Annotated in this window: 21 protein-coding genes; 15 read left to right on the forward strand and 6 right to left on the reverse strand. The window is 63.5% G+C overall.

Features of this window, described 5'->3' with window-relative positions; translation table 11 throughout:
• Positions 1 to 42 precede the first annotated feature (42 nt).
• From GO608_RS15415 to istA, 3 genes are all read right to left on the reverse strand, one after another.
• Positions 43 to 1,077 carry an IS630 family transposase gene (locus GO608_RS15415; protein WP_247003192.1) on the reverse strand — a complete coding sequence of 345 codons (1,035 nt, stop codon included), beginning with the start codon at positions 1,075 to 1,077 and terminating at the stop codon, positions 43 to 45.
• 343 nt (positions 1,078 to 1,420) lie between these two features.
• The gene (gene istB / locus GO608_RS15420) at positions 1,421 to 2,224 is read right to left on the reverse strand and encodes an IS21-like element helper ATPase IstB (RefSeq protein WP_169200631.1); all 804 of its coding nucleotides are present in this window, start codon (positions 2,222 to 2,224) and stop codon (positions 1,421 to 1,423) included.
• Positions 2,217 to 3,707, reverse strand: a complete 1,491-nt coding sequence (gene istA, locus GO608_RS15425; protein WP_169200632.1) for an IS21 family transposase — start codon at positions 3,705 to 3,707, stop codon at positions 2,217 to 2,219. Before istA ends, istB begins: the two co-directional genes overlap by 8 nt.
• Positions 3,708 to 3,776: 69 nt before the next feature.
• Here istA and GO608_RS15430 point away from each other — a divergent pair.
• The 6 genes from GO608_RS15430 (at position 3,777) to GO608_RS15455 (ending at position 8,310) form a co-directional block, all read left to right on the forward strand.
• Positions 3,777 to 4,888, forward strand: a protein-coding gene (locus tag GO608_RS15430) for an IS3 family transposase (protein ID WP_169200667.1) whose coding sequence is annotated in 2 segments (ribosomal slippage) — positions 3,777 to 4,035 and positions 4,035 to 4,888 — 1,113 coding nt in all. Because the reading frame shifts where the segments join, the coding sequence is not laid out codon by codon here.
• Positions 4,889 to 5,308, forward strand: a complete 420-nt coding sequence (dtd, locus tag GO608_RS15435; protein WP_169200469.1) for a D-aminoacyl-tRNA deacylase — start codon at positions 4,889 to 4,891, stop codon at positions 5,306 to 5,308. It abuts the gene before it with no gap.
• Between the two features lie 42 nt (positions 5,309 to 5,350).
• Entirely contained in the window at positions 5,351 to 5,878 is a 528-nt protein-coding gene (def, locus tag GO608_RS15440) for a peptide deformylase (RefSeq protein WP_169200470.1), read from the forward strand.
• 256 nt (positions 5,879 to 6,134) lie between these two features.
• Positions 6,135 to 6,761: an SAM-dependent methyltransferase gene (locus tag GO608_RS15445; protein WP_169200471.1), complete on the forward strand. Its 627-nt coding sequence runs from the start codon at positions 6,135 to 6,137 to the stop codon at positions 6,759 to 6,761.
• A 34-nt stretch (positions 6,762 to 6,795) separates the two neighbouring features.
• Complete coding sequence (locus GO608_RS15450) at positions 6,796 to 7,035, forward strand: hypothetical protein (protein WP_169200472.1); 240 nt, start codon at positions 6,796 to 6,798, stop codon at positions 7,033 to 7,035.
• Between the two features lie 414 nt (positions 7,036 to 7,449).
• Complete coding sequence (locus GO608_RS15455) at positions 7,450 to 8,310, forward strand: PA4780 family RIO1-like protein kinase (protein ID WP_169200473.1); 861 nt, start codon at positions 7,450 to 7,452, stop codon at positions 8,308 to 8,310.
• Positions 8,311 to 8,337: 27 nt separating this feature from the next.
• Here the strand turns inward: GO608_RS15455 and GO608_RS15460 are convergent, their stop codons facing one another.
• The 3 genes from GO608_RS15460 to GO608_RS15470 all read right to left on the reverse strand — a co-directional run bounded on the left by GO608_RS15460 (position 8,338) and on the right by GO608_RS15470 (position 10,334).
• The gene (locus tag GO608_RS15460) at positions 8,338 to 8,802 is read right to left on the reverse strand and encodes a ferritin-like domain-containing protein (RefSeq protein ID WP_169200474.1); all 465 of its coding nucleotides are present in this window, start codon (positions 8,800 to 8,802) and stop codon (positions 8,338 to 8,340) included.
• Between the two features lie 124 nt (positions 8,803 to 8,926).
• Positions 8,927 to 9,205, reverse strand: coding sequence for a type II toxin-antitoxin system HicA family toxin (locus tag GO608_RS15465; protein ID WP_169200475.1), 279 nt, complete (start codon positions 9,203 to 9,205; stop codon positions 8,927 to 8,929).
• Positions 9,206 to 9,428: 223 nt separating this feature from the next.
• Complete coding sequence (locus GO608_RS15470; protein WP_169200476.1) at positions 9,429 to 10,334, reverse strand: DUF808 domain-containing protein; 906 nt, start codon at positions 10,332 to 10,334, stop codon at positions 9,429 to 9,431.
• A gap of 402 nt (positions 10,335 to 10,736) precedes the next feature.
• Between GO608_RS15470 and GO608_RS15475 the strand changes: the two genes are divergently transcribed.
• The 9 genes from GO608_RS15475 (at position 10,737) to GO608_RS15515 (ending at position 24,456) form a co-directional block, all read left to right on the forward strand.
• Positions 10,737 to 13,163, forward strand: a complete 2,427-nt coding sequence (locus GO608_RS15475) for a DUF3141 domain-containing protein (protein WP_169200477.1) — start codon at positions 10,737 to 10,739, stop codon at positions 13,161 to 13,163.
• A gap of 201 nt (positions 13,164 to 13,364) precedes the next feature.
• A complete protein-coding gene (locus GO608_RS15480) occupies positions 13,365 to 13,628 on the forward strand; it encodes a hypothetical protein (protein WP_169200478.1) in 264 nt (87 codons plus the stop codon).
• Between the two features lie 87 nt (positions 13,629 to 13,715).
• Complete coding sequence (locus GO608_RS15485; protein WP_169200479.1) at positions 13,716 to 14,045, forward strand: hypothetical protein; 330 nt, start codon at positions 13,716 to 13,718, stop codon at positions 14,043 to 14,045.
• A 104-nt stretch (positions 14,046 to 14,149) separates the two neighbouring features.
• Positions 14,150 to 15,094 carry an alpha/beta hydrolase gene (locus GO608_RS15490; protein WP_211159628.1) on the forward strand — a complete coding sequence of 315 codons (945 nt, stop codon included), beginning with the start codon at positions 14,150 to 14,152 and terminating at the stop codon, positions 15,092 to 15,094.
• A gap of 305 nt (positions 15,095 to 15,399) precedes the next feature.
• The gene (locus GO608_RS15495; protein ID WP_247003369.1) at positions 15,400 to 16,785 is read left to right on the forward strand and encodes a TIGR03013 family XrtA/PEP-CTERM system glycosyltransferase; all 1,386 of its coding nucleotides are present in this window, start codon (positions 15,400 to 15,402) and stop codon (positions 16,783 to 16,785) included.
• Between the two features lie 91 nt (positions 16,786 to 16,876).
• A complete protein-coding gene (prsK, locus tag GO608_RS15500; protein WP_247003194.1) occupies positions 16,877 to 18,982 on the forward strand; it encodes an XrtA/PEP-CTERM system histidine kinase PrsK in 2,106 nt (701 codons plus the stop codon).
• Complete coding sequence (gene prsR / locus GO608_RS15505; protein ID WP_169200385.1) at positions 18,975 to 20,333, forward strand: PEP-CTERM-box response regulator transcription factor; 1,359 nt, start codon at positions 18,975 to 18,977, stop codon at positions 20,331 to 20,333. Before prsK ends, prsR begins: the two co-directional genes overlap by 8 nt.
• Before the next feature lie 2 nt (positions 20,334 to 20,335).
• A complete protein-coding gene (gene prsT / locus GO608_RS15510) occupies positions 20,336 to 23,125 on the forward strand; it encodes an XrtA/PEP-CTERM system TPR-repeat protein PrsT (protein WP_247003197.1) in 2,790 nt (929 codons plus the stop codon).
• Between the two features lie 50 nt (positions 23,126 to 23,175).
• Positions 23,176 to 24,456 carry a nucleotide sugar dehydrogenase gene (locus GO608_RS15515; RefSeq protein WP_169200384.1) on the forward strand — a complete coding sequence of 427 codons (1,281 nt, stop codon included), beginning with the start codon at positions 23,176 to 23,178 and terminating at the stop codon, positions 24,454 to 24,456.
• Positions 24,457 to 24,470: the final 14 nt, after the last annotated feature.

Consider the following 24,470-nt stretch of genomic DNA (forward strand, 5'->3'; position numbering starts at 1 on the left):
AGTTGCGGCTTCAGAAACTTACTAACTTTATTGAAAGTAATGTCAGATGATCGCGTACTGGCACTCGGGCTGATGGAAGAACGATTTGACGAGCCTCGGCAGTCGTTGAATCCGACGCAGTGCGCCGAGCGCCAGCCGCTTCATTTCGTCCTTGTCCTGCACCAGGCGCTTCGAGACCTGGCGCTTCACATGCGCCCAGACCTGTTCATCGGGGTTCAGTTGCGGCGAGTACGGCGGCAGGTAGAAGAGCTTGAGTTGGCCGTTCAGGCTGTCGACGTAGGCTCGAACCAGCTTCGCCTTGTGAATGGGGTGCCCGTCGACGATGACGAAGACCGGCTTGTCGGCGCCGATCATCAGGCGCTTGAGGAAGTCGCGAAACACCGTGGCGGTGACCGAACCCTCGTGGAGCATGAAGCGAAACTCGCCCTGCGGGCTCACCGCCGAGATCATGTTCAGCGAGAAGCGCCGGCCGGTGACCTCGACCACCGGCGTCTGCCCACGCGGCGCCCACGTCGTGCCGGTGTGGTAATCGGAACGGATTCCCGACTCGTCGGCGAAGTAGATCGTCGCGCCTGTCGCACGCGCTTCGGCGCGGATCGCCGGATAGGTTTCCGCTTCCCAGTGCCGCACCAGCGCGGCGTCCTGTTGCCATGCCTGGTAGAGCGGCTTCTGCGCGCTGAATCCGAGCACCTTCATGAGCCGGCTGACCGTGGCGATCGACAACGCCTTGCCGAACTGCCGAATGATCAGCGCGCGGATCAGCGACAGCGTCCACAAGCCGAACTCGAACTTGTACTGCAGCGGCGTGTGATCCCGAACGGCCTGAGCGAGACAGCGCATCTCCTCGGCGCTCACCTTCGACGGACGCCCCGGGATCGGCTTGGCGAGCAGCGCGTTCTGCCCGCCGCTGGCGAAGTCGGCCAGCCACCGAAAGACGCTGCGCACATTCACGCCGAAGGCGGCCGCTACACTTTGCGCTGTCTGCCCTTCGCGGACCGCCTTGATCGCCTGTTGGCGCATCACCTGAAGCGAGTGGTGGTCGATCGCGCGACCGTCCGAGTTCCGTTTGCATTTCATCCGCGTATTGTCTCATAGCATGACAATACTTACGAGAAGGTTAGTAATTCCGACTGGACGGCAGCCAGAGAGAAAGCCACGTGGTCTGCATGGCTCTTGTGGGGCGGTCTCCTGTTACTAGGCGCGTCGTTTGTCGGCGCGCATCCAAAATTACCCAGCCGTGCGCGTTGAATTTTACCCAGGGACTTTAGCCATGCGTCATTGCAGTGACTACCCTTCAGTGTAGTCCAACGGATCGGTTCCCGGTTTCGATGCTCGGTTTCTGGAAGAGCCGCCTGCTCGTGCGCAGAGGGAACCCGCGCAGGGCGTAGCCCGAAGCGGGTTCCCTCTGCGCGGCGGCCGCTCAAAAGGGTTCATCCTCCGTCTCGGCGATCCTGCCACGCTTGCTCTGCTCGCGCGCCCGGATGCGCGACTGCGCGTCGGCCGAGCTTTGATGGAAGCGGTAGGACTCGTTGCCGGTCTCGACGATGTGGCAGTGATGGGTGATCCGGTCGAGCAGCGCCGTGGTCATCTTTGAATCGCCGAACACGGTCGCCCATTCGCCGAAGGTCAGGTTGGTCGTGATCATGACGCTGGTGTGCTCGTAGAGCTTCGAGAGCAGGTGGAAGAGCAAGGCCCCGCCCGACTGGCTGAAGGGCAAATATCCGAGCTCGTCGAGGATGACCAAATCCATGCGCAGCAAGGAGAAGGCAAGCCGCCCGGCCTTGCCCGCGGCCTTCTCCTGCTCGAGCAGATTCACGAGGTCCGCGGTGGAGTAGAAGCGCACCCGTTTGGCGTGACCGGTGATGCCGCTGACCCCCAGCGCGGTCGCCAGGTGCGATTTCCCGGTACCCGTTCCGCCGATGAACACGGCGTTGTGGGCCGCTTCGGTGAAGGACAGGGTAGCCAGTTCGTGGATCAGTTCGCGATCAACCTTCGACTGTTCGAAGTCGAAACCGGCCAGGTCGCGATGCACCGGGAACTTTGCCGCGTGCAGCTGGTAGGCGATCGAGCGCACGTGCCGGTCGGTGTCCTCGGCCCGCAGCAGATGTTCGAGAAGCCAGCGCGAACTCTGCACGGTCGCCTCCCCTTGGGCTGTCAGTTCAGCCCACGCGTCGGCCCTGCCGTACAGGCGCAGGCTCTTGAGTTCGGCGATCAGGTCACGCATGGCTGACCTCCCCGCGCAGGCGGTCGTAGCGTTGCGGATCGGCCTCTGGCGCCTCGTTGAGAGTGAGCGCCGTGGCGACCTGCGCAGGCGGCGGGGCCGTTTTGAGGCGGCTCAGTACGTTCTCGACGTGCTCGGGGCTGGGGCGCCCCGATTCGAGCACGATTTCGATGGCCACCAGCACGGCCTCCAGTCCGTGCGCGGGGACGGCGGCAAGGACTTTGGCCATGAGGCGGTCGCCGCCTTCGCGCTTGAGGAGCAAGGCGCGTAGCCGCTGCAGGGGCCCGGGCATGTCGGCGAAGGGGGCGCCGTTTCGGAGCGCCCCGGGCTTGCGTGCGATCAGCGGCAGATAGTGCTGCCAGTCGTAGCGGGCCTCGTTGCGGCCGAAGCTGCGCACGTGGCGTGCCACCACCGCATCGTGCGCGACGAGGTCGATGCGCTCCGGATAGACGCGGATGCCGACCACCTGACCCACCAGTTCGCAGGGCGCCGAGTAGCGGCAACGGTCGAAGCTCACGAGGCAGGTGCTCGACACCTTGCCGACGGTCTCCACATAGCCGTCGAAGGGCACGATCATCGGCATCAGCTGCGCCCGCTCCTGGTCGAGCATCTCGGCCAGGGTGAGGTCGTAGTCGGGATGCTTGAGCTCCTGCCACAGGCTGCGGCAGCGCGCCAGCAGCCACAGGTTCAATTCCGTGAAGGAGCCAAAGCGCACCGCCGCCGCGTCCTGCCAGATGCGCCGCCGGCTGTCCTGCACGTTCTTCTCGACGACGCCTTTCTCCCAGCCCGCCGCCACGTTGCAGAAGTCCGGGTCGGAGAGGTAATGCGAGGCCATCGCCGCGAAGCGCGTATTGACCACGCGCGCCTTGCCCTTTTTCACGCGGTCGACGGCCGTCTTCATATTGTCGTAGATGCCACGCCGGGCGATTCCCCCCAGGGCTGCAAACGCCCGCGCATGCGCGTCGAAGAGCATTTCGTGGCTCTGCGTCGGGTAGGCCTGCACGACAAAGGCACGGCTGTAGCACAGCTTCAGAGGGGCGGCGAGGATCTTGCGCCACACCCCGCCAATCACGAGGTGTTCCTCGCTCCAGTCGAACTGGTGCGCTTCGCCCGGTTCGAACTGCAGCGGCACGAACGCCTTGGTGACCGCGGCGCCGCCCTGCACGCGCCAGCGCCGGATGAATTCGGTGACGCGGCTATAGTCGCCGTCAAACCCCTGCGCCTGCAGTTCGGTGAAGAGCTTGAGCGCGCTGCGCCGATCCCGCACCGGTCGTCGCGCATCGACCTCCAGCATCTTCACGAGCTGCGCGGCATACGGCGTGATCTTCGTGTCGCCGCCGCGGCGCCGGTACTTCGGCTCCACCCCATCGGGCGCATTCAGCCCATTGCGGATCGTCTTGCGCGTCAGCCCCGTGCGTCGCTCGATCTCCGACAGCGACAGCCCGTCACGGTAGTACAACCTTCTCACTTTACCCAGCATGTTCATGTGACCTGCCTGGGGATTTTCGGACCACGTGAAACTTGAGAGGATGGCTTCCAACAAGAAGAGGAAGTCATGCGAAAGAGCCGATTCACGGAAGCCCAGATGGTGACGATCCTGCGCGAAGCGGACAAGGCGCCGGTCGCCGAAGTGGCGAAGAAGCACGGAGTGAGCGAGCAGACGATCTACACGTGGCGCAAGCACTTCGGGACGATGGACGCCGACGAGGTCAAGCGGCTGCGCCAGCTCGAACAGGAGAACGCCCGGCTGAAGAAGTTGCTGGCCGAGCGTGACCTCGAGATCGAGGTCATGAAGGAGATCGCGGCAAAAAAATGGTGAGCGCACCCGCCCGTCGCCGACAGGTTGCGTACGCCCGAGGGCGGGGGCTGTCGGAACGCCGGGCGTGTGCGCTGATGTCGGTGGCGCGCTCAGCCATGCGCTATGAGTCGAGAATGCAGCGCAAGGATGCCCCGGCGCTGGCCGCGATGGGCCTGCTGTCGGCCCAATATCCCCGTTATGGCTACCGCCGCATTCAGGTGTTTCTCGAACGTCAGGGATATCCGATGAGCAGCGACCGAGCGTGGCGACTGTGGCGGCAAGCCGGGCTGCAAGTGCCCAGGAAGCGATGCAGGAAGCGGATTGCCGCCTCGCGGCCGCGACCGCGGCCACCGACGGGGGCGCGACAGGTCTGGGCCTATGATTTCGTGTTCGACGCCTGCGCCAACGGACAGCAGCTCAAGTGTCTGACGGTGATCGACGAGTTCACCCGCGAGTGCCTTGCGATCGATGTCGCCGGCTCGATTCGTTCGGGGCGCGTGATCGAGGTGCTGTCGCAACTGGTCACAGTCCACGGCGCACCGAAGGTGCTGCGTTCGGACAACGGGCCGGAATTCGTCTCCAAGGCCCTGTTGAAATGGGCCGCGGGGGAGAATCTCGATCTGGCGCTGATCGATCCGGGCAAGCCGTGGCAGAACGGCACGACGGAGAGCTTCAACGGAAAATTCCGCGACGAGTGCCTGTCGATGGAATGGTTTCGCAACCGCGTCGAAGCCAAGGTCGTCATCGAGCAATGGCGCCGACATTACAATGACGTTCGCCCGCACTCGAGCCTCGGCCGGAGAACTCCGGCAGAGTTCAAGCGCCTGTGTATTTCAACCACCCACCCGGAAGCCGTTCTCCAGGAATGAGTGGTCCGAAGAAATCAGGCAGGTCAGATCGGCCACGGGCTGCTGGTGTTCTTGTGTGCCGAGCGCGGCGACACCGAAGACGAAGGCGAGCGCCTGCTCGCCAAGTTGCTGAAATTACGCATCTTCCCAGATGCTCAGAGACGCATGAACCGGTCGGTGCAGGATGTGGACGGGGGGCTGTTGATCGTGAGTCAATTCACGCTGGCTGCTGACACCTCGGGCGGCAATCGGCCTAGTTTCAGCGGAGCTGCCGCGCCCGCCGACGGACTGCGTCTGTACGAGGCGTTCGTGCGGTGTGCTCGCGACTTGCATGCCGAGGTCCAGACCGGCGAGTTCGGTGCCGACATGCAGGTTCATCTGGTCAACGATGGCCCGGTCACCGTGCCGCTGAGGATCCTGCCGACGGCGCTGGCCGACTGATCCGGTTGTTGTCGTCATTATTTCCACTCAAAGACCGAATCCATGACGATCCGTACTCTTCTTCGCATGGGCGACCCGCGCCTGCTCCGGCCGGCCGCGCCGGTCGACGCCTTCGACACCGCAGAAGTCGCCGCGCTTGTCGTCGACATGTTCGACACAATGGTGGCCCATGGTGGCGTCGGGCTTGCCGCGCCACAGATCGGCGTCGGGCTGCAGGTGGTGATATTCGGTTTCGAGCGCAGCGAACGCTACCCGGACGCTCCGCCCGTGCCGCATACGGTCTTGCTGAACCCGGTGATCACCCCGCTCGGCGAACTTGTCGAGGAGGGCTGGGAAGGGTGCCTGTCGGTTCCCGGACTGCGCGGCATGGTTCCGCGCCACACGCGCATCCGCTATCAGGGCGTCGATCCGCAGGGGCGGACGATCGATCGCGTTGTCGAAGGTTTTCACGCCCGGGTGGTGCAGCACGAGTGCGACCATCTGGCGGGAGTGCTTTATACGATGCGGGTGCGCGACTTCAGTCGCTTTGGCTACACCGATGTGCTGTTCCCCGAGCTGGACAAGGCATAGCCTGAGGCGATCCCGGTTCGTGATCCCGCCTGTCACCGCCCGACAAAGTTGGGCTCACCGCGATCCATGCCCAAGGCGCGATTGGGCAGAAGGGCAGTTGTCGGCCGCTCTCCGCTAGTCCTGCGCAGACGGCCGGGCTTATTCTCCGCATTCGCGACTACCGCTGCGAACTGTCGGCAAGGCCGCGGGTCGACTGCGGCACGGATCCTACGAATGCGGCGGGGATGTTTTATCCACGACAACGGGAAGAAATCGAATGGAGCAGGAACTCCTCTGGAGCAAGCGCTACCGCGACGCCGGTGACGAGTACCTGTTCGGCACCGGGCCGAACCGCTTTCTCGCGCGCCGCGCGGAGCTTCTCGCGAGCGGTCGCAACGCCATGTCGGTGGGCGATGGCGAGGGCCGCAATTCGGTGTGGCTGGCCGAGCAGGGGCTTGACGTGACCGCGGTCGAAATTTCCGGTGTCGCAATCGAAAAAGCCCGTCGCCTCGCGGTCGGTCGTGGTGTGGATGTGGATTTCGTCCGGGCGGACGTCATGGCGCCTCATTGGCCTCCGACGGAGTTCACCGGGGCTTTCGACTGGGTCGTCGGAATTTTCATCCAGTTCGTCGGCGCTGCCGCGCGCGAACGGCAGTTCGCCGCGATGAAGCAGCTTGTCCGCCCAGGCGGGCGGATCCTGTTGCAGGGCTACACTCCGAAGCAACTCGAGTACCGCACCGGCGGACCTTCGGCGGTGGAGAACCTGTACACGAGCGAGCTGCTGCGCGATGCGTTTTCCGACTGGGAGATCGAGGAGCTCGTCGAATACGAGGATGACCTCTCGGAAGGCACGGCTCACCGCGGCTGTTCTGCTCTGATCGGGCTCGTTGTGCGCAAGCCTTGAAAAATTCTTCCCCACTCCTCCCCGCCGGGCGGTGATGACGGAATTTCTGGACGCGCTGCAGTGGCCGGCGATGATCGTCACGCTCGTCGCCGCATGGCTCGTCGGATCGCGGGATTCGCGCAAGCGCAGCTGGGGCTTCTGGTGCTTCATCGCTAGCAACGTGCTGTGGATCGCGTGGGGCTGGCATGACGGTGCGTACGCGCTGATCGGACTGCAGATCGGGCTTTTCGCGCTGAACCTGCGCGGCGTCAGAAAGAACGACCCGAACGCCTGACGTCTCCCAATAGGTCCGCAGAAACGAGGTCCGCAGAAACCAAGAAAAAGCCCGAGCACTTTCGGGCCCGGGCTGAAATCCACACCAAAGGAGGAGGGTGGAGGAGACAACTGAAGAGTAGGCGAAGAGCTTGTGCGTTGCAACAAGATAAGCAATGAATTTTTTTATCCTTCGATAAATCTTCCCCGTTCCCTCTGCCACTCTGACACTCCCGCGCCAAGGATAAGGGAATGACATGATGCGGTGCGCAACCTGTGGAAAGCCCGGTGGAAGCCTTTTGCCAGCTTCCTGACGGGGTGACGTACCATGCTGGGGCGGATGGGGCGACTACCGATCGACCTTCGCCGCCTTCCCCACGCTGCGCAGCAATCGCGCATGCACAAATGTAACCCGCACAGGAGCGGATTCGCACGCATGAAAACTCCGAGCAGAATCGAACCGCTGGTGGCCGATGGTCTCGTCGACCACGTCATTCGTCAGCTCATGAGCGGCAAGGAAGCTATGGTCTATGTCGTCCAGTGTGGTGATGAAGTGCGCTGTGCGAAGGTCTACAAGGAGGCCAACAAGCGCGGTTTCCACAAGGCGGTCGACTACACCGAAGGGCGCAAGATCAAGAACAGCCGCCAGGCGCGTGCAATGGCCAAGGGCTCGCGCTACGGGCGGCAGGAACAGGAAGCCGCATGGCAGCACGCCGAGGTCGATGCGCTGCGCGTCCTCGCCGCGGCGGGCGTGCGTGTGCCGATGCCTTACGACTTCCACGAAGGCGTGTTGCTGATGGAACTGGTGACCGATGAAGACGGCGAACCGGCTCCGCGGCTCAACGATGTGGTGCTGGGCGAGGACGATGCGCGGCAGTATCACGCCGATCTCGTGCGACAGGTCGTGCGCATGCTTTGCGCCGGGATCGTCCACGGCGATCTCTCCGAGTACAACGTGCTCGTCGACCGGGCCGGCCCGGTGATCATCGATCTGCCGCAGGCCGTCGATGCAGCGGCCAACAACAACGCCCGCGCCATGCTCGAGCGCGACGTCGACAACCTCGCCGCGTACTTCAGTCAGTTCGCCCCGGAGCTGCGGGATACCGCCTACGGCAAGGAGATCTGGTCGCTGTACGAATCCGGGAAGCTGCAGCCCGAGAGCGCGCTCACCGGCGTCTTCCAAGTCGAACAAGGGCTCGCCGATCTCGACGAAGTCATGCAGGTCATCGAGGCGGCGCGCAAGGAGGAGGCGGTGCGGCAAGCGGGTAGAGCGGCTGCGGAGACTCCCGCTGCCTGAACCCGGCGCCGCGACCAGCATCCCTTCTTACGGCGACTGCGGGGTGAACGCCGACACGTCGCCGGGTTTGCGCAACATCTTGTCGACTTCCGCATGGTGCAATTCCTCGACCTCGATCATCCGCCGCGCGAATTCCTCGAGCGCGACCGAGCGGTCCGTGACGAGCGTGAGGAGATCGCGGTACAGCTGCAGCGCGGCGCGCTCGGCTTCGAGGGACTCGCGCAGGATCGCCCCGATGTCGTGCTTGTGCGAGTCGAGCAGCGGGCCGATCGCGAGCGACGGGTAGGCGCCGAGCGTCGTGACCCATTCGCCGACCGTGCGCGCATGCATCAGCGACTCGTCGGCCTGCTCGCGCAGCCACGAGACAATCGGGATGCGGCCGAAGCCGAACACGAGGAAGGAGTAATGCGTGTAGCGCACGACGCCAGCCAGCTCGGATTCGAGGATGCGGTTCAGGACCGCGACGACCGGTTCCTTGTCGAATTCCCCCATGACGTCCTCCGTTGTGACACTTCGCGAGACGCGCTCGCGTGTGGATTCACTCTAGACCACGGCCCGCTGCGCTGCCGGCGCAGGGAGTGCAACTCCGGAGGCTCGTCGCTGGGGTCGGCATGCCTTATTGGTGATTCGCGTCGTAGAGCGAGGGAGTGACTCCGGCGTCGGCCAAAAACTCGCGCAACTGTTTGATGGATTGTTTGCTGAACTCGTTGCTGTGGTGAGGGTGATGGAGGAAGAACTCGTGGCGATTCAACTCGACGCGGAAGCGTCCGCCGTGGCCTGGCTCGATGACGGCGCCGAGATGGTTGAGCAGCGACTCCACCTCGCGCCACTGAATGTTGCTTTTGGGCGGTTCGTGAAAAATCGATTCCAAGACGGCCCGGTGTTTGTGACTCATGATCCGGCCTCCTATCGACGGGGCATCACGGTCGGTCGGCTGTCCATGCCGGCACGCATCGCGCAAGAATGGCGAAGACTTGCCTCGCCGAACCCATCGCAGCCTCCCCGGTCATGCGACGTGAATGAACGAATCCTAGTCCCTGGCGGGCTGCCACGCAATTTGCGATCGGTTTGACCATCGATTCGCGCTCGATTTTCTTCAATCAGTCAAGCCATTCGAATCATCGGCGCAGGCGTTGCAGCAAGGTGACAGCGCCCAGCACGACGGCGCCGGCGATCACGCCGATCCCCGCTCCTGCCGCCGTATACAGCAAGCCGCTCAACAGCCCGCCGAAGGCTGCCGAAAAATCTTCCACGGAGTGAGCGAGCGCGGGCCAACCGTGCAGCAGGATGCCGCCGCCCACCATGAACATGGCTGCGGTGCCCAGGACCGAGAGTGTCTTCATCAGCCAAGGCGCGGTGCGCAGCAGCCCTGCGCCGAAGCTGCGCCGCAGGCGAGACGGGCTGCGCTGCAGGTGTAGCCCGAGGTCGTCGAGCTTGACGATGCCGGCCACCAGACCATACACGCCTGCCGTCATCAGCAGCGATATGCCGACCAGTACGCTCACCCGCTGCATCAGGGAGGCGGCCGCCACCGTCCCCAGCGTGATGACCACGATCTCGGCCGAAAGAATGAAATCGGTGCGCACTGCCCCCTTGATCTTTTCCTTTTCGAGCGCAACCAGGTCCACGCTCGGGTCGCTCAGCGCCTGCAAGGTTTTCCCATGTTCCGCTTCATCCTCGGCGGGTGAGTGCAGGAACTTGTGGGCCAGCTTTTCGAAGCCTTCGAAACACAGGAATGCACCGCCGATCATCAGCAACGGGGCGATGAGCCACGGCGCGAGCCAGCTGATCAGCAGTGCCGCCGGGACGAGGATCACCTTGTTCAGCAGTGAACCTTTTGCCACTGCCCAGACGACCGGGAGTTCCCGGTCTGGCTGTACCCCCGTGACCTGTTGTGCATTGAGGGCCAAGTCGTCGCCAAGCACTCCGGCCGTCTTCTTGGCCGCCACCTTGGTCATCGTGGCGACGTCGTCCAGGATGCTCGCTATGTCGTCGATCAGCGCGAGCAAAGTGGTTCCGGCCATGGCAAAGGCTCCGTGACAGACAGAAAATAGAAAATGAAAGTTTGTAGCAGATTCGGACGAGGGAACGTACAGGTTTCGGGCAAACACGGCACTGAACCGAGCCCATTGGATAAATCTTGCCGGGGAAATGCGACGTCCGGGTAGACGGCTGGAGCTTGTAGGCGGAACATTGCTGCCCACGAGCGTCGGACAATAAAGGCAAGCCAAGCGAACGCCAGCCGCAATCGCTTTTTTCAGCCATTGCCGGGACGACGCCAGGATCGACAGCGAGCGCCTGGAACACTTCCCAATTGCGGGTGTCACCTAGGACTGGCATGGCCCGGCTTACGAGGCCGGGCGGCAGATTAGAATTTCGTGGAGCATGGCACTTGCCTTCCGCCACGACAATACATGGAGTTCAGAATGAATTTCCCGATACCGGTACCTTCGGCAGCGACACTGCCCCTGATGGATCCGTTCGGTTTCGCACGGTCCGCGTTCGACTACTGGCGGGATGCAGTCGAGCGCAGCGTGCTGTTCATGGACGTGATGCGCCATCGTGGCAACCAGTACCTCGAGCATATCGAGAAGACCAAGCCCAGCGTGCTGGGTTTCGAGACCGAAGTGCTGATGGACGGCCGTGAATTGCCGCGGCCGGTGAATTACGAGCTGATGCGGGTCCTGCCTCCGGCGGGCATCGAGATCGACCCGCAGCGGCGGCCTTTCGTCGTCGTCGATCCGCGCGCAGGACACGGCCCGGGCATCGGCGGTTTCAAGCCCGACAGCGAGATCGGCGTCGCGCTGCGCGCGGGGCATCCATGCTACTTCGTCGGTTTTCTGCCCTATCCCGAACCGGGTCAGACGGTCGAAGACGTGGTCGAGGCGGAGGTCGCATTCCTGCGCTGCGTCATCGAACGTCATCCGAAAACCGCAGAAAAACCGATGGTCGTGGGCAATTGCCAGGCCGGTTGGCAGATCATGATGGCCGCCGCGCTGGAGCCGGATCTGTTCGGCCCGATCCTTATCGCCGGTTCGCCGCTTTCGTATTGGGCGGGCGAGCGTGGCAAGGCGCCGATGCGCTACACCGGCGGCCTGTCCGGCGGCAGCTGGATGACGGCGCTGTTGAGCGATATGGGCAACGGGCTGTTCGATGGCGCGTGGCTGGTGCAGAACTTTGAAAACCTCAACCCCGCCAACACATGGTGGACCAAGCAGTACCGGGTGTTCGCGAACGTCGATACCGAGGCTGTGCGTTACCTGGAGTTCGAGCGCTGGTGGGGCGGCCACGTGGTGCTCGGCGGCCAGGAGATCCAGTACATCGTCGATAACCTGTTCATCGGCAACCGTCTTTCGACCGCCCAGCTGATGACCTCCGACGGGCGGCGCATCGACTTGCGCAACGTGCGTTCGCCGGTCGTGGTGTTCTGCTCGCGGGGCGACGACATCACGCCGCCGCCCCAGGCCTTGGGCTGGGTGCGCGACCTCTATGAAGGGGTTGACGGCATCATTGCCAACGAGCAGACGATTGTTTATTGCGTGCACGACAGCACCGGTCACTTAGGCATCTTCGTTTCGGGCAGCGTCTCGCGCAAGGAGCACACCGAATTCACCGCCAACATGGACTACATCGACGTGCTGCCGCCGGGGCTCTACGAGACGTCGATTTCGCGCGCCGATGAGCGTGCCGATGCCGGATTGATCGAGCGCGAGTACCTGCTGGAGTTCACGCCGCGCACTGTCGCCGAACTCGACAGGGAGATCGGCCATCGGCCCGACGATGAAGCGCGTTTCGCCACCGTCGCCCGCATCTCCGAGATCAACCTCGGCCTCTATCGCCTGTTCTTGCAGCCTTGGGTGCGCGCGTTGTCGACGCCCGAGTCGGCCAAATGGATGCGGCGCATGCATCCGAACCGTCTCGGCTACCGCCTGCTTTCCGACCGCAACCCGCTCACCCTGTCGCTGCCGGCGCTCGCCGAGAAAGTGCGGTCCGACCGCCATCCGGTCGGTGAGGACAACGTTTTCCGCAGGGCCGAGACCCTCGTTTCCGAGCAGATCGCTCGCGGTCTCGACACGTGGCGAGACCTGCGCGACAAGGCCAGCGAACAGCTTTTCCTGAGCATCTATGGCCAGCCGCTGCTGCAGGTTCTCGTCGGCCTGCGCGCCGACGGACAGGCGCACCGCCGTCGCCCCGGCACCGAACTGGAGCATCGTCGCTTCATCCAGCGCCGTCAGGCCGAGCTTCACGCCCGTGTTGCAGCGGGCGGCAGTCACGAGGCCAAGATGCGTTCGATCATCTACGTGTTGGGCGGAGCCCCTGCCACCGACGAGCGCAACTTCAAGCGGATGCGTGCGTCGCGTGCGGAACTCGAGCCGAGCCTCAAGCTGGCCGACTTCAAGCACCTGCTGCGCGAGCAGTTCTTCATTCTCAAGCACGACCGCGAGGAGGCGCTGGAGGCGATTCCGACCTTGCTCAAAGGACAGAGTGCCGCGGATATCGATGGCCACCTGACGCAGATCGAGCATGTGCTGGCCGCCAGCGGTGACCTCAGCGCCCATGCTGCGGATCGCTTCAAACGCATCAAGTCGCTGTTCCACCGTGCCCGCCCGAACGCTACGGCTGTGGCCCAGACCTCCGCGGGCGCGGCCCCGGAATCCTCGCCGGTCGGCGCGACCGAGCCTGGTTCGCCTGCGCCAATCGCCAGAACCGCGGAGGCTCAACAGACGGTGACGAGCGGTCTACCGGCGGCCGAAGCGCAGGGCGCACAGGATGGCGACATCGGCCTGCCGGACGGCGACAAGCCCGCCGCTGCCTCGCGACGACGCGCGGCGCGCAAACCGCGCAACGCCTGATCGCGTTTCACAGTCACGCCACGTCCCCTCCGCCTGCCGAACGTCACCGATCGGCCGGACGGCGGGGGAGGGAACGCAGCCGCACCACCTCGTGCCGCTGCGTCGCTTCAATCGCACACCTCTGGGCACGTTGCCTGGCGGGTGGCGACGGACCACAGTGGATGCTAAGAATAAACGACACATTCTCCAAGGATGCGGACCATGACGTACTTCTTACCGGTCGTCATCGCCGCGGCACTGTTCATGGCCGCATGCGAGAAGAAAGAGGAGCCGCCTCCCGACGTTCCCGCCGAGCCGCCCGCCCAGCAGGAAAATGCGCCGCCGCCGGTGACCCCGCCTCCGCCGCTTCCGGAAGCGGATCCGCCCAACGAGCCAACTCCCCCCACGCCGCTCCCGGGACAGGCGAACGACCATTCGAATCCGGCGTTCAAGGAGGGCGGCAAGAAGGATCCGGCGGCGAACTGATCGCGTCGCCTTGAGGCCCGGATACCGGGCGGCCTGAACTCGCCCATGCCAAATCGTTTCTGGCTTCACGCTGAACAGGAGTCGAAGATGACACGCAACACGGTAATGACGGGAGTGTTCGCCAGCCCGGGCGAGGCGCAACAGGCCAAATCGCGTCTTCTGGAAGCCGGCCTGGCGGAAAACTGCATTGCCATCAGCACGGATCTCACCGCCGACGGCGTCGCCGCCGAATTTCCCGGCCAGACGTATTCGAATCAGCCGGGGCAGGGGCCGAGCGAGGAATTGCCGGATGTTGCCGACATGGCGCATATCGGAGCGTGCGTGCTGACAGTGGAGCTCGCCTCGAACACCGACCGCAAGGCAACGGAGCTCATCCTGCGCCAGTCCGGGGCTCGCATTGTCCCGTCCGAACATTAACCGTCTGTTTCGATTCTCCGTCGTGCCGCTGCTCTCCGTTAGAATCAGGACCTCCTGATTTTCATATCGGGGTTCAGCCCTGCGCCGGGCCCCGGATTCTGCGCATGCCCCTCTCATCCCAGGCCAAGGCACTGCTGGACATGGTCTACCGTGTCGGCGCCCCGCGTTTTCACGAGCTGTCCGTCGATCAGGCGCGACATTCATTCCGGAAATTGCAGTGGGCATGGGGTCTGCCTTCTCCGGCGGTTGCGACGACAGCGGAAGTGGCGATGACGCGGGCGGACGGGAGCACCTTGAACGCGCGCCTGTACCGCCCGCTGGAGAGCGCGGAGGACGACGAGCTTCCGCTGCTGATCTACTTTCACGGCGGCGGCTGGTGCGTCGGAGACCTCGAAAGTTATGACGTTCTTTGCCGTCAGCTGGCAAACGGCTCGGGCTGCGCGGTGTTGTCGATCGACTATCGGCTCGCGCCCGAGAATCCCTTTCCGGCCGCAGTCGAGGATGCTATTTTTTCTATTGAGTGGGCAGCAGAACAGGCGCAACTGTTGGGCATAGACCGTGAATGTATTGCATTGGGGGGCGATAGTGCGGGCGGAAACCTTTCGATCGTCGGCGCGCTCCTCGCCCATGAACGGGCAAGTGTCGCCATCCGGTTCATGTTCCTGGTCTATCCGAGCACCGAGATCGCCAGCGAGCGCCCGTCGCGCCAACTTTTCAGCCAGGGGTATCTCCTCGACCGGGAGAGCCTCGAATGGTTTTACGGTCACTACCTTCCGGCAGGCGATGACGAGGACTGGCGTGCGTCCCCGATGCGCGCGCCGTCATTGGCCGGATTGCCGCCGATCCTTCTCGTCACGGCGGAATGCGATCCTCTGGCGGACGATTGCAGGGCCTTTGCAGAGCGGGTACGAGCGGAGGGGGGGGAGATCGAACACGTCGCGGTGGACGGGGTCGTCCACGGGTTCATCACGCTGGGACAGTTTTTTCCGCAAGCCACGCATGCCGTGGACCGGATCACTGCCGGCCTGCGCCAGGCAGTCCGGGCCTGACGGTCGATTCGTCGAGGGCACTACCTGAGCCCGAAGACCGGATGAAGCGGGAGTGGGCAGTAGAGGGGGGAATGCTGCGATGCCGCAACCCAAATTGCACATGGAGCAATGCGCACCGCGACCCGACAGTGTCGGTTGAACGTCGCGAATATGCAGGTCTGATGTACATGCCGTCCAGCAGGGACTATCGTGTGGACGAGCCGGAAGTGGATGTAATCGCGGTAGGTACGTGTCTCGGTCCGGAAAGGGATGAATCCTTTCGGGGCCAAGTGATTCCGATTGCACGCGTAATCCAGGATGTGCCGATGCTAAAAATATTCAGTCACTATTTTCCGTCCCACGTCCTGCAACAGGTCGTTTTCGACGCCCTCGTGCTTTTCATGGCGGTGATATTCGCGGTGGCGGCACAGGTGCGAGGCGGGGCGGTCGACTGGCGCGTCATCGTGCCTTCGGCGCTGCTTTTCGCGTTCGCGATGATTCTGCTGAACAGCGCGATGGGTCTGTATCGGCCGGCTGAAGGGGAGCGGTCGACGCGCACCACGATAGGGCGCGTGCTGATCTCGATTGTGGTGAGTATCCCGGTGGCTTTCGGAGTGTTCCTCGTGCTTCCGTGGAACTATTTCGCCTCCGAGGCAATGCAGATCTCGGTAATGCTGTTGCTGGGTCTCGTCCTCCTGATGCGGGCGATGGTCAACCGTCACTGGGCAACTTCGATGTTCGCCCCGCGCGTGCTGATTATCGGTACCGGGGCGGACGCGCTGACGGTGGAGCGATCGCTCGGCAGCCCGATGCGCAGCGGCATGGAAGTAGTCGGCTTCTACGCGGTGGAAGGGGAGGATTCGGTCGACGTCGACCGGGGCCGCGTGCTCGATTGCAAGGACCTTCTTCAGACGGTCCGGCAGCTTCGGGTGAACGAGGTGATCGTCGCAGTGCGGGAACGCCGAGGCGGTGTCCTTCCGATTCGTGAACTGCTCGACTGCAAGGTGTGGGGCGTGCGGGTGCTGGATCTGTCGTCCTTCTTCGAGCGTGTGCAGGGACAGGTCCGCATCGATTCGCTGAAGGCCAGCTGGCTGATCTATGGCGACGGTTTCAGGCAAGGCCTCGCGCGCGCGTTCGTCAAGCGCTGCTTCGATCTGGCTGCATCGTCGATCCTGTTGCTGGCCGCCCTGCCGGTGATGGCGGTCACCGCGCTGCTGATCGCGCTGGAGGATGGCGCGCCGATTTTCTATCGGCAGGAGAGGGTCGGGCTGGGCGGGCGGGTATTTCGCGTCATCAAGTTTCGCAGCATGCGGCGCGACGCCGAAAAGGACGGCAAGCCGCGGTGGGCGGTATCCGGTGACGACCGGGTTACACGGGTCGGGAGGGTGATCCGCAAGCTGCGCATCGACGAGCTCCCGCAGATTTTCAACGTCCTGAAAGGTGAAATGAGTCTCGTCGGACCCCGCCCGGAGCGCCCGTTCTTCGTCGATCAACTGGCGCAGGAGATCCCCTTCTATGCTGTTCGCCACTGCGTCAAGCCGGGCGTCACCGGCTGGGCGCAGGTTCGATACCAATATGGCGCTTCGGTGGACGATGCCATTCAAAAGCTGCAATACGATTTGTATTACGTGAAGAACCACACCGTCGTGCTCGATACCCTCGTGCTGTTCGAAACGGTCCGGGTCGTCCTGACCGGGGAGGGCGCGAACTGACCGGATATCGGCTACCGCCTTTCGCCGATACGGCGGAGGGGGACAATCCAGGTCCTGTTGTCGCCGAAACGACTTGCTCGGGGGGGAGCTGATGGGTGTCGAGCTGTCCGACGTCGCGGTATGGGGCTACGGCGGAGCCGCTGGAGCTTACCTTCTTTTCGGTCTGTACCTTCTGCTCGCATGGCGCGGCGGCATTCCGGGCGGTTTTCTGCTTCTTGCCGTGGGCAGCAGCGCGTCATGGGCGCTGGCCGGCACTTTTCTCGTCCTCTATCCGAGCGCGTGGCTGGCGGTGGTGGCCGCGGCGCTGGATGTCTTCCGCAGCGCCTGTTGGTTCGCGTTCCTGCTTGTATTGCTGCGGCCGTTGGGGGGACATCGGCTGCGGTGGCCCGCGGCGTTCGCTGGGCTCGTGGTCGCCGCCGAGCTGATCGCGGTAGCGCTTTCCGCCCTCGATCTGCCCGTCGACCTCAAGCCGGCAAGCCTGATGCTAGCTGCCTTTCTGGTGGCCGCGGTGTTCGGCCTGGTGCTCGTCGAGCAGCTTTTCCGTGCGATACCGACGGAATCGCGCTGGGGACTGAAACCGTTGTGCCTCGGCCTCGCCGCAGGCTATGTGTTCGAACTGTACCTGTTCGCCGATGGATTCCTGTTCGGCCGGCTCGATCCGGACGTGTGGGGGGTGCGGGGCATCGCCCATGCTCTGGTAATTCCTCTGGTCGCCGTTTCAGCGGCCCGTACGCCGTCGTGGACGCTCCAGATCTCGGTATCACGGGAGATGGCGTTCCATTCCACTGCACTCGCGGTGTCGGGCCTGTACCTGCTGGTGATCGCGGCGGCCGGATACTACGTTCGCTATTTCGGCGGGAACTGGGGCAGGGCGCTGCAGCTGACCCTGCTGTTCGCCGGGCTCCTGCTGCTGCTGGTTTTCCTCTTCTCGGGATCGCAGCGGGCCCGTCTGAGAGTGTTCATCAACAAGCACCTGTTCCCCTACCGCTACGATTATCGCAACGAATGGTTGCGCTTCACCCAAGCGCTATCGTCCGCGGGCGGCACGCTGGACCTTGGACAATCGGTCATAAAGGCCCTTTCGGACCTGGTCGAGAGTTCCGGCGGAACGCTCTGGCTGAAGGACGCGAGCGGCCGCTTCTCGGTCAATGCGCGCCTCAATCAGGGGGCTTCGGACGCTTTCGAGGACGATGGCAGTGCTCTATGCCGTTTTCTCGACGAGCGCGAATGGGTCATCAATCTCGAGGAGTTCCGCTCGCGTCCCGCCCACTATGATGGGTTGGCGTTGCCGCGGTGGCTGTCCGCAATACCCGACGCGTGGCTCGTCGTGCCGCTCAAATCGTCGGGCGCGCTGGTCGGTTTCGTGGTGCTCAATTCACCTCGCACCGCGTTCGAGATCGACTGGGAAGTGCTCGATCTGCTGAAGACGGCGCAACGCCAGGCCGCGAGCTATCTCGCCCGCATGCAGGTCACCGAAGCCTTGCTCGAGTCGCGCAAGTTCGACTCCTTCAACCGCATGTCGGCGTTCGTCGTTCACGACCTGAAGAATCTCGTCGCCCAGCTGTCGCTGATGCTTCGCAACGCCGAGCGCCACAAACACAATCCGGCGTTCCAGGAAGACATGCTCGACACGGTCGCGCATGTCGAATCGCGCATGCGCGCGCTGATGGCGCAATTGCAGGAAAAACGTTCGATCGATCCGCACAGGCGAGTCGATCTTTGTGCGCTGGCCGACCGTATCCAGGCGGCGAAGCGCCATCAGCAGCCGACGGTGGAGGTGTTCGCGGACCGCGATGAGCGCCTCCAAGTCCAGGCGCATCCCGAACGGCTCGAGCGGGTGATCGGACATCTCGTGCAGAACGCGCTCGATGCGACGCAGGACCATGGCAAGGTGACAATGAAGGTGGATATGCCGGACCGGTCTTCGGCCCGTATCACTGTCGAGGACAGCGGCTGCGGAATGACATCGGAGTTCATGAAAGAGCGCCTGTTCAAGCCGTTTCACACAAGTAAATCCACGGGAATGGGTATTGGGGTCTACGAGACCCAGCAGTACATTCATGAACTGGGAGGCCGTATTCATTTTGACAGTGAAGCGGGGCGCGGTACCTGCGTGACCGTGGTATTGCCCGTTTCTGCCCGGGCCGATCCGGATTTGCCAGCAACACGGGAAAAGGTACGCGAAAATCATGAATGACAAGCGGCGTACGCTGCTGATCGTCGAGGACGATCCGGCGCTTCAGAAACAGATGCGCTGGGCTTTCGACGCTTTCGAAACAGTTGTTGCGAGCGATCGGGAAAGCGCGATCACGCAATTGAGGCGTCATGAGCCGGCGGTCGTGACGATGGACCTCGGGCTGCCCCCCGCGCCCGATGACGCCGTCGAGGGATTTCGCCTGCTGGGGGAAATGCTCGCGCTGGCCCCCGATACCAAGGTCATCGTCCTGACTGGGCAGCATGACCGCGAAAACGCGGTGAAGGCGGTCGCGATGGGGGCCTATGATTTCTTCGGCAAGCCTTTTGAACCCGAGTTGCTCGGCCTGACGATCGACCGCGCTTTTCGCCTGCACGACCTGCAAATGGAAAACCTGCGTCTGGCAGCGCTCCAGGGAAGCAGCCTGTCCGCCGTCCTGACGCGGGATTCGGCGATGCTCAAGGTCTGCCGCACCGTCGAGAAAGTGGCGCCGGCGAACGTCACGGTCGCGCTCCTCGGGGAAAGCGGCACCGGCAAGGAAATCCTGGCGCGCGGCCTGCACGCGATGTCGACGCGCGCCAAGGAGCGCTTTGTCGCGATCAACTGTGCAGCCATCCCGGAGACTCTGCTCGAGAGCGAACTGTTCGGCTACGAGAAAGGGGCTTTTACCGGGGCCGTGAAACAGACGCAGGGCAAGATCGAAGCTGCGCACAAGGGGACTTTTTTCCTCGACGAAATTGGCGATCTGCCGATGGCGCTGCAGGCGAAGCTGCTGCGTTTCCTGCAGGAGCGGGTCATCGAGAGGATCGGCGGCAGGGAAGAGATCGCGGTCGATGTGCGGATCGTGTGCGCGACGCACCGCGATCTGAAGGCGCAGATCAGCGCCGGGCTGTTCCGCGAGGACCTCTATTACCGGCTTGCCGAAATCGTCATCGAAATCCCGCCACTGCGCGACCGCGACGGCGACGCGGTGCTTCTCGCGCATGCGTTCGTGCAGCGCTTCGCGCAGGCCAATGGACGGGGAACGATGCACCTGGGCGACGACGCGGTGGCGGCAATCGAATCGCATCGCTGGCCGGGCAACGTGCGGGAACTGGAGAACTGCCTCAAGCGCGCCGTCATCATGACCGAGGGAAGCCGCATCACGGCCGACGATCTCGGTCTGGACAGCGTCGACCCCGATCTGCAGCACCTCAACTTGCGACAGGTGCGCGACGAGGCGGAACGGCGGGCCGTCGTACGGGTGCTGGCGCGCACCAACGGCAATATTGCCCGCGCGGCCGAGATTCTCGGCGTGAGCCGTCCGTCGCTTTACGACCTCATGAACCGTTTCGCTTTGAAGAAGGAGAACTGATCGTGTCCGAGCGGAAAGTTTCAGCGCGGTCCTTCGCGGGTCGCATCGTCACCGCCGCCCTGTGCGCGGCGCTGCTCACGGCCTGCGGCGACGATCCGGAGACGATGCTCCGATCGGCGAAGGAATATCTGGCGAAAGGGGACACCAACGCGGCCGCGATCCAGCTGAAGAATGCGCTGCAGAAGGACGGCAGTCTTGCCGAGGCGCGTTTCCTCCTCGGACAGATCAATCTGGAGCAGGGCGACGTTGCCGGCGCGGTCAAAGAGCTGCGTCGGGCTGCAGAGCGGGGTTATCCCGACGCGCAGGTCAGTCCGCTGCTCGCGCGCGCCCTTGTCCGGTCGGGAGAGTTCGATGAGGTGCTGAAGGCGTTCGATGGCAAGGCGCTCGAAGATCCTGCCGGGCAGGCGGCGCTGCTCGGTGCGGTTGGGGATGCGCATTTCGCCAAGAGGGAACTCGAAAAGGCGAGAGCCTCGTATGAGGCAGCCGTTGCGGTGGCGCCGTCCGACGCGCAGACCCGGGTCGGCCTGGGGCGCATCAAGTTTTTCGGCGGTGATCCAGACGGGGCGCTCGCCGAGGCAGATCGTGCTCTCGCGCTCAAGGCCGATGCTGCGCAAGCGCATGCGCTGCGGGCCGACGTGATGATGCTGCGCAATCAGCCTGCAGAGGTCGTGACTGCCCTCGAGGCTGCAGTCGCGGCACGTCCCGAAGCCGTCAACTACCACTTTGCCCTCGTGTCGGCCCTGCTGCGGGAAAACCGGTTCGATGCAGCGGTTTCGCGCCTCGATGCGATGAAAAAAATTGCGCCCCGGCACGCGTCGACGCGTTACCTGCAGGCGCTGGTGGAATTGCGTAACAACCGGATGACGGAAGCACGTGACCAAGTTGCCGAGGCCGTTCGCCTTGCTCCCGATTTTCTCGCGGCGCGCCTGCTCGCAGGCGTCGTCTATGGCCGCCTGAACCAGCAAGTGCTCGCGCAGGAACACCTCGGCGTGGTGCTTACACGGGCTCCGCGCCAGGTGCTGGCGCGCCGGATGTTGGCGGCATCGCAACTGGCTGCGGGCGAACCGAGTCGCGCCTTGGAGACGTTGCAGCCGCTGCTCGATGCAGCGTCGGTGGACAGTGCGACGATGGCGCTTGCGGGGAGGATCTACACCGCGACGGGTGATCTCGACCGCGCAGCGGAATATTTCGCGAAGGTCTCGGCCGCCGAGCCCGAGAACGCGAGCGCGCGCACGCGCCTGGGGGTTTCACGCCTGATGGGCGGCGACGCCGATCAGGCCATCGCCGACCTCGAAGCGGCGTCCGAACTCGAATCCGATGGCGGACAGGCCGATCTCGCGCTGATTCTCGTCCATCTGCGGCGCGGGGAATTCGACAAGGCGATGCGTACCCAGCAGCAGCTCGAAGCCAAGCAGCCGGAAAATCCGCAGACCCACATCTTGAAGGGCGGAATCCTGATGGGCAAGAAGGACGTCGCGGGTGCCCGCGCGGCGTTCGAAAAAGCGCTCGAGCTGAATCCGGACTACCTCGCGGCGTCTGCCAATCTCGCACGAATGGATATTGCCGATGGTCGTCCGGATGATGCCAAGAGGCGATTCGAGAAGATCGTTTCAGCCAATCCCAAAAACATCGAAGCCCATTTGTTCCTCGCCACGCTGCTGGAGCGCACGGGCGCCAAACCCGGCGAAGTGCTGTCGGCACTGGAACGCGCAGCCGGCGCCAATCCCGCGGCGGTGGCGCCACGGCTCGCGGTGACGCGTCATCACCTTGTGGCCGGGGAGGCGAAAAAGGCGCTGACCGTCGCCCAGGAACTGGCAGTCGCCCATCCGTCGGACGTACAGGTGATCGGGTTGCTGGCACAAGCCCAGCTTGCGGCAGGCGATCGGCAGCAGGCGATCTCATCCCTCAACAAGCTGACCGGCCTGGTGCCCCAGACCCCGGGTCCGCTGATCAAGTTGTCAGACCTGCAGCGGCTCGCGAAGGATCATTCGGGAGCAGAACGCTCGCTGCGGCGTGCGCTCGAGCACAAGGCAGACCTCCTCGACGCGCAGCAGCGTCTTGTCTCCCTGTTTGTCGAAGACAAGCGGATCGAGGAGGCCTTGGCCATTTCGAAGACAGTGCAGAGGCAGCGTCCGAAAGAGTCGATCGGCCTGCTCGCCGAAGGCGATATTCACATGGCCGCCGGCACGTGGACGCCGGCGGTTCAGGCATACGGCAAAGCGCTCCAGCTTGCCTCATCGCCGCAGGCAGCCGTAAAGCTTCATGCCGCCCAGTTCAAGGCCGAGAAAGCGGCGGATGCTGCCAGGACGGCCGCGGACTGGATGCGCACCCATCCAAAGGATGTGACGATGCGCAACTATCTGGCGGAGCGGGCAGTCGCGGAGGGGCGCCTCGACGACGCGCGGAAGCTGTACGAAAAGCTCGATGAACTCGTTCCGAACAACCCTTCCGTGATGAATAACCTCGCCTGGATCGCAGGTCAGCGTGGGGATCCGGCGGCGATCGAACTTGCCCGGACGGCGTTGTCCCTGTCCCCTGATAATCCCGCGATCCTCGATACCCTCGGGATGCTTCAGGTCGAGCACGGCCAGCGTGACGAGGGCCTCGACAACCTGCGCAAGGCCGTCAGCCTGGCACCGGACGCGGGGGTGCTCCGGCTGAATCTCGCCAAGGCATATCTCAAGGCGGATCGCAAAAGCGACGCGCTCAAGGAACTCGAGCATCTTGCCACGCAGGCGCCCGAGGGCAGTCCGCTGCGCGCGCAGGCGACGAGTCTGAAGCAGGGCTTGTAAGGCACAGGATTCGGACACCGCGATACGAACACCAAAAAGGACCCTTCGCCATGACAACTCTCGCTGTGATCGGCCTCGGCTACGTCGGGCTTCCCCTTGCCGTCGAGTTCGGGAAGAAATTCAAGACCATCGGCTTCGATCTTTCGGCCGACAAGGTCGCGGCTTACCGCGACTTCGTCGATCCGACCGGGGAAGTGTCGTCAGACGATCTTCGCGCCGCGATTCATCTCGGTTGTCATTCCGATCCGGCTTCTATCCGCGAGGCGGACTTCATCGTCGTGGCCGTGCCGACGCCGGTCGACATTGCTCACAAGCCGGATTTCACTCCGTTGATCCGCTCGTCCGAAACGGTGGGGCGCAACCTCAAGCGCGGAGCGGTCGTGGTGTTCGAATCCACTGTGTACCCGGGAGCGACCGAAGAAGTCTGTATTCCGATCATCGAACGGGAATCGGGACTGAAGTGGAAGCAGGATTTCTTTGTCGGTTATTCCCCTGAGCGCATCAATCCGGGCGACAAGGAGCGCACGGTGACGAAAATCGTCAAGGTCGTTTCAGGCGATACGCCGGAGACGCTGCAGAAGGTCAAGGAAATCTATGGCGCAATCATAAGCGCCGGAGTTTATGCGGCCAGTTCCATCAAGGTCGCCGAGGCCGCGAAGGTCATCGAGAATACACAACGCGATCTCAATATCGCGCTGATGAACGAACTGGCGGTGATTTTCCACAAGATCGGAATCGATACCACCGAAGTGCTGCAGGCGGCCGGGACGAAGTGGAACTTCCTGCCGTTCAGGCCCGGCCTCGTCGGCGGCCACTGCATCGGAGTGGACCCGTATTATCTGACGCACAAGGCGGAAATGCTCGGCCATCATCCGCAGGTCATTCTCGCCGGGCGGCGCATCAACGACGGCATGGGGAAATACGTCGCCGAACAAACCGTCAAACAGATGATCCAGGCGGGGCATCCGATCAGGGGCTGCGATGTCATCGTGCTGGGGCTCACGTTCAAGGAAAATTGCCCCGACCTGCGCAACAGCAAGGTCATCGACGTGATCCGCGAGCTCGAGAGCTTCGGTTGCACCGTGCATGTCCATGATCCTGTCGCGGCGCCAGCCGAGGCCGCCCGCGAATACGGCATTCGTCTGGAGTCGTGGGAAGCGCTGCCGAAGGCCGCGGCAATGGTGGCGGCCGTTTCCCATGCGCCCTATCTCGATATGCAACTGGATGAGTTCGCAGGCAAGCTCCTGCCGGGCGGCGTTTTCTCCGACGTGAAATCGTCCTATGACGCCGATGCATTGGCCAAGGCGGGTGTAACGGTTTGGCGACTCTAGGAGCATCTGCTAGA

The sequence above is a fragment of the Aromatoleum buckelii genome, from assembly GCF_012910785.2.
GTDB lineage: Bacteria > Pseudomonadota > Gammaproteobacteria > Burkholderiales > Rhodocyclaceae > Aromatoleum > Aromatoleum buckelii.

Bases quoted from the DNA above. Each gene is read 5' to 3' on its own strand.
- GO608_RS15465 (WP_169200475.1), bottom strand. From the start codon at position 9,205: ATGAGTCACAAACACCGGGCCGTCTTGGAATCGATTTTTCACGAACCG.
- istB (WP_169200631.1), bottom strand. From the start codon at position 2,224: ATGCGTGACCTGATCGCCGAACTCAAGAGCCTGCGCCTGTACGGCAGG.
- GO608_RS15475 (WP_169200477.1), top strand. From the start codon at position 10,737: ATGAATTTCCCGATACCGGTACCTTCGGCAGCGACACTGCCCCTGATG.
- def (WP_169200470.1), top strand. From the start codon at position 5,351: ATGACGATCCGTACTCTTCTTCGCATGGGCGACCCGCGCCTGCTCCGG.
- prsK (WP_247003194.1), top strand. From the start codon at position 16,877: ATGGGTGTCGAGCTGTCCGACGTCGCGGTATGGGGCTACGGCGGAGCC.
- GO608_RS15455 (WP_169200473.1), top strand. From the start codon at position 7,450: ATGAAAACTCCGAGCAGAATCGAACCGCTGGTGGCCGATGGTCTCGTC.
- prsR (WP_169200385.1), top strand. From the start codon at position 18,975: ATGAATGACAAGCGGCGTACGCTGCTGATCGTCGAGGACGATCCGGCG.
- GO608_RS15415 (WP_247003192.1), bottom strand. From the start codon at position 1,077: ATGAAATGCAAACGGAACTCGGACGGTCGCGCGATCGACCACCACTCG.
- GO608_RS15445 (WP_169200471.1), top strand. From the start codon at position 6,135: ATGGAGCAGGAACTCCTCTGGAGCAAGCGCTACCGCGACGCCGGTGAC.
- GO608_RS15515 (WP_169200384.1), top strand. From the start codon at position 23,176: ATGACAACTCTCGCTGTGATCGGCCTCGGCTACGTCGGGCTTCCCCTT.
- GO608_RS15480 (WP_169200478.1), top strand. From the start codon at position 13,365: ATGACGTACTTCTTACCGGTCGTCATCGCCGCGGCACTGTTCATGGCC.
- GO608_RS15470 (WP_169200476.1), bottom strand. From the start codon at position 10,334: ATGGCCGGAACCACTTTGCTCGCGCTGATCGACGACATAGCGAGCATC.
- GO608_RS15490 (WP_211159628.1), top strand. From the start codon at position 14,150: ATGCCCCTCTCATCCCAGGCCAAGGCACTGCTGGACATGGTCTACCGT.
- GO608_RS15460 (WP_169200474.1), bottom strand. From the start codon at position 8,802: ATGGGGGAATTCGACAAGGAACCGGTCGTCGCGGTCCTGAACCGCATC.
- istA (WP_169200632.1), bottom strand. From the start codon at position 3,707: ATGAACATGCTGGGTAAAGTGAGAAGGTTGTACTACCGTGACGGGCTG.
- GO608_RS15485 (WP_169200479.1), top strand. From the start codon at position 13,716: ATGACACGCAACACGGTAATGACGGGAGTGTTCGCCAGCCCGGGCGAG.
- GO608_RS15450 (WP_169200472.1), top strand. From the start codon at position 6,796: ATGACGGAATTTCTGGACGCGCTGCAGTGGCCGGCGATGATCGTCACG.
- GO608_RS15495 (WP_247003369.1), top strand. From the start codon at position 15,400: ATGCTAAAAATATTCAGTCACTATTTTCCGTCCCACGTCCTGCAACAG.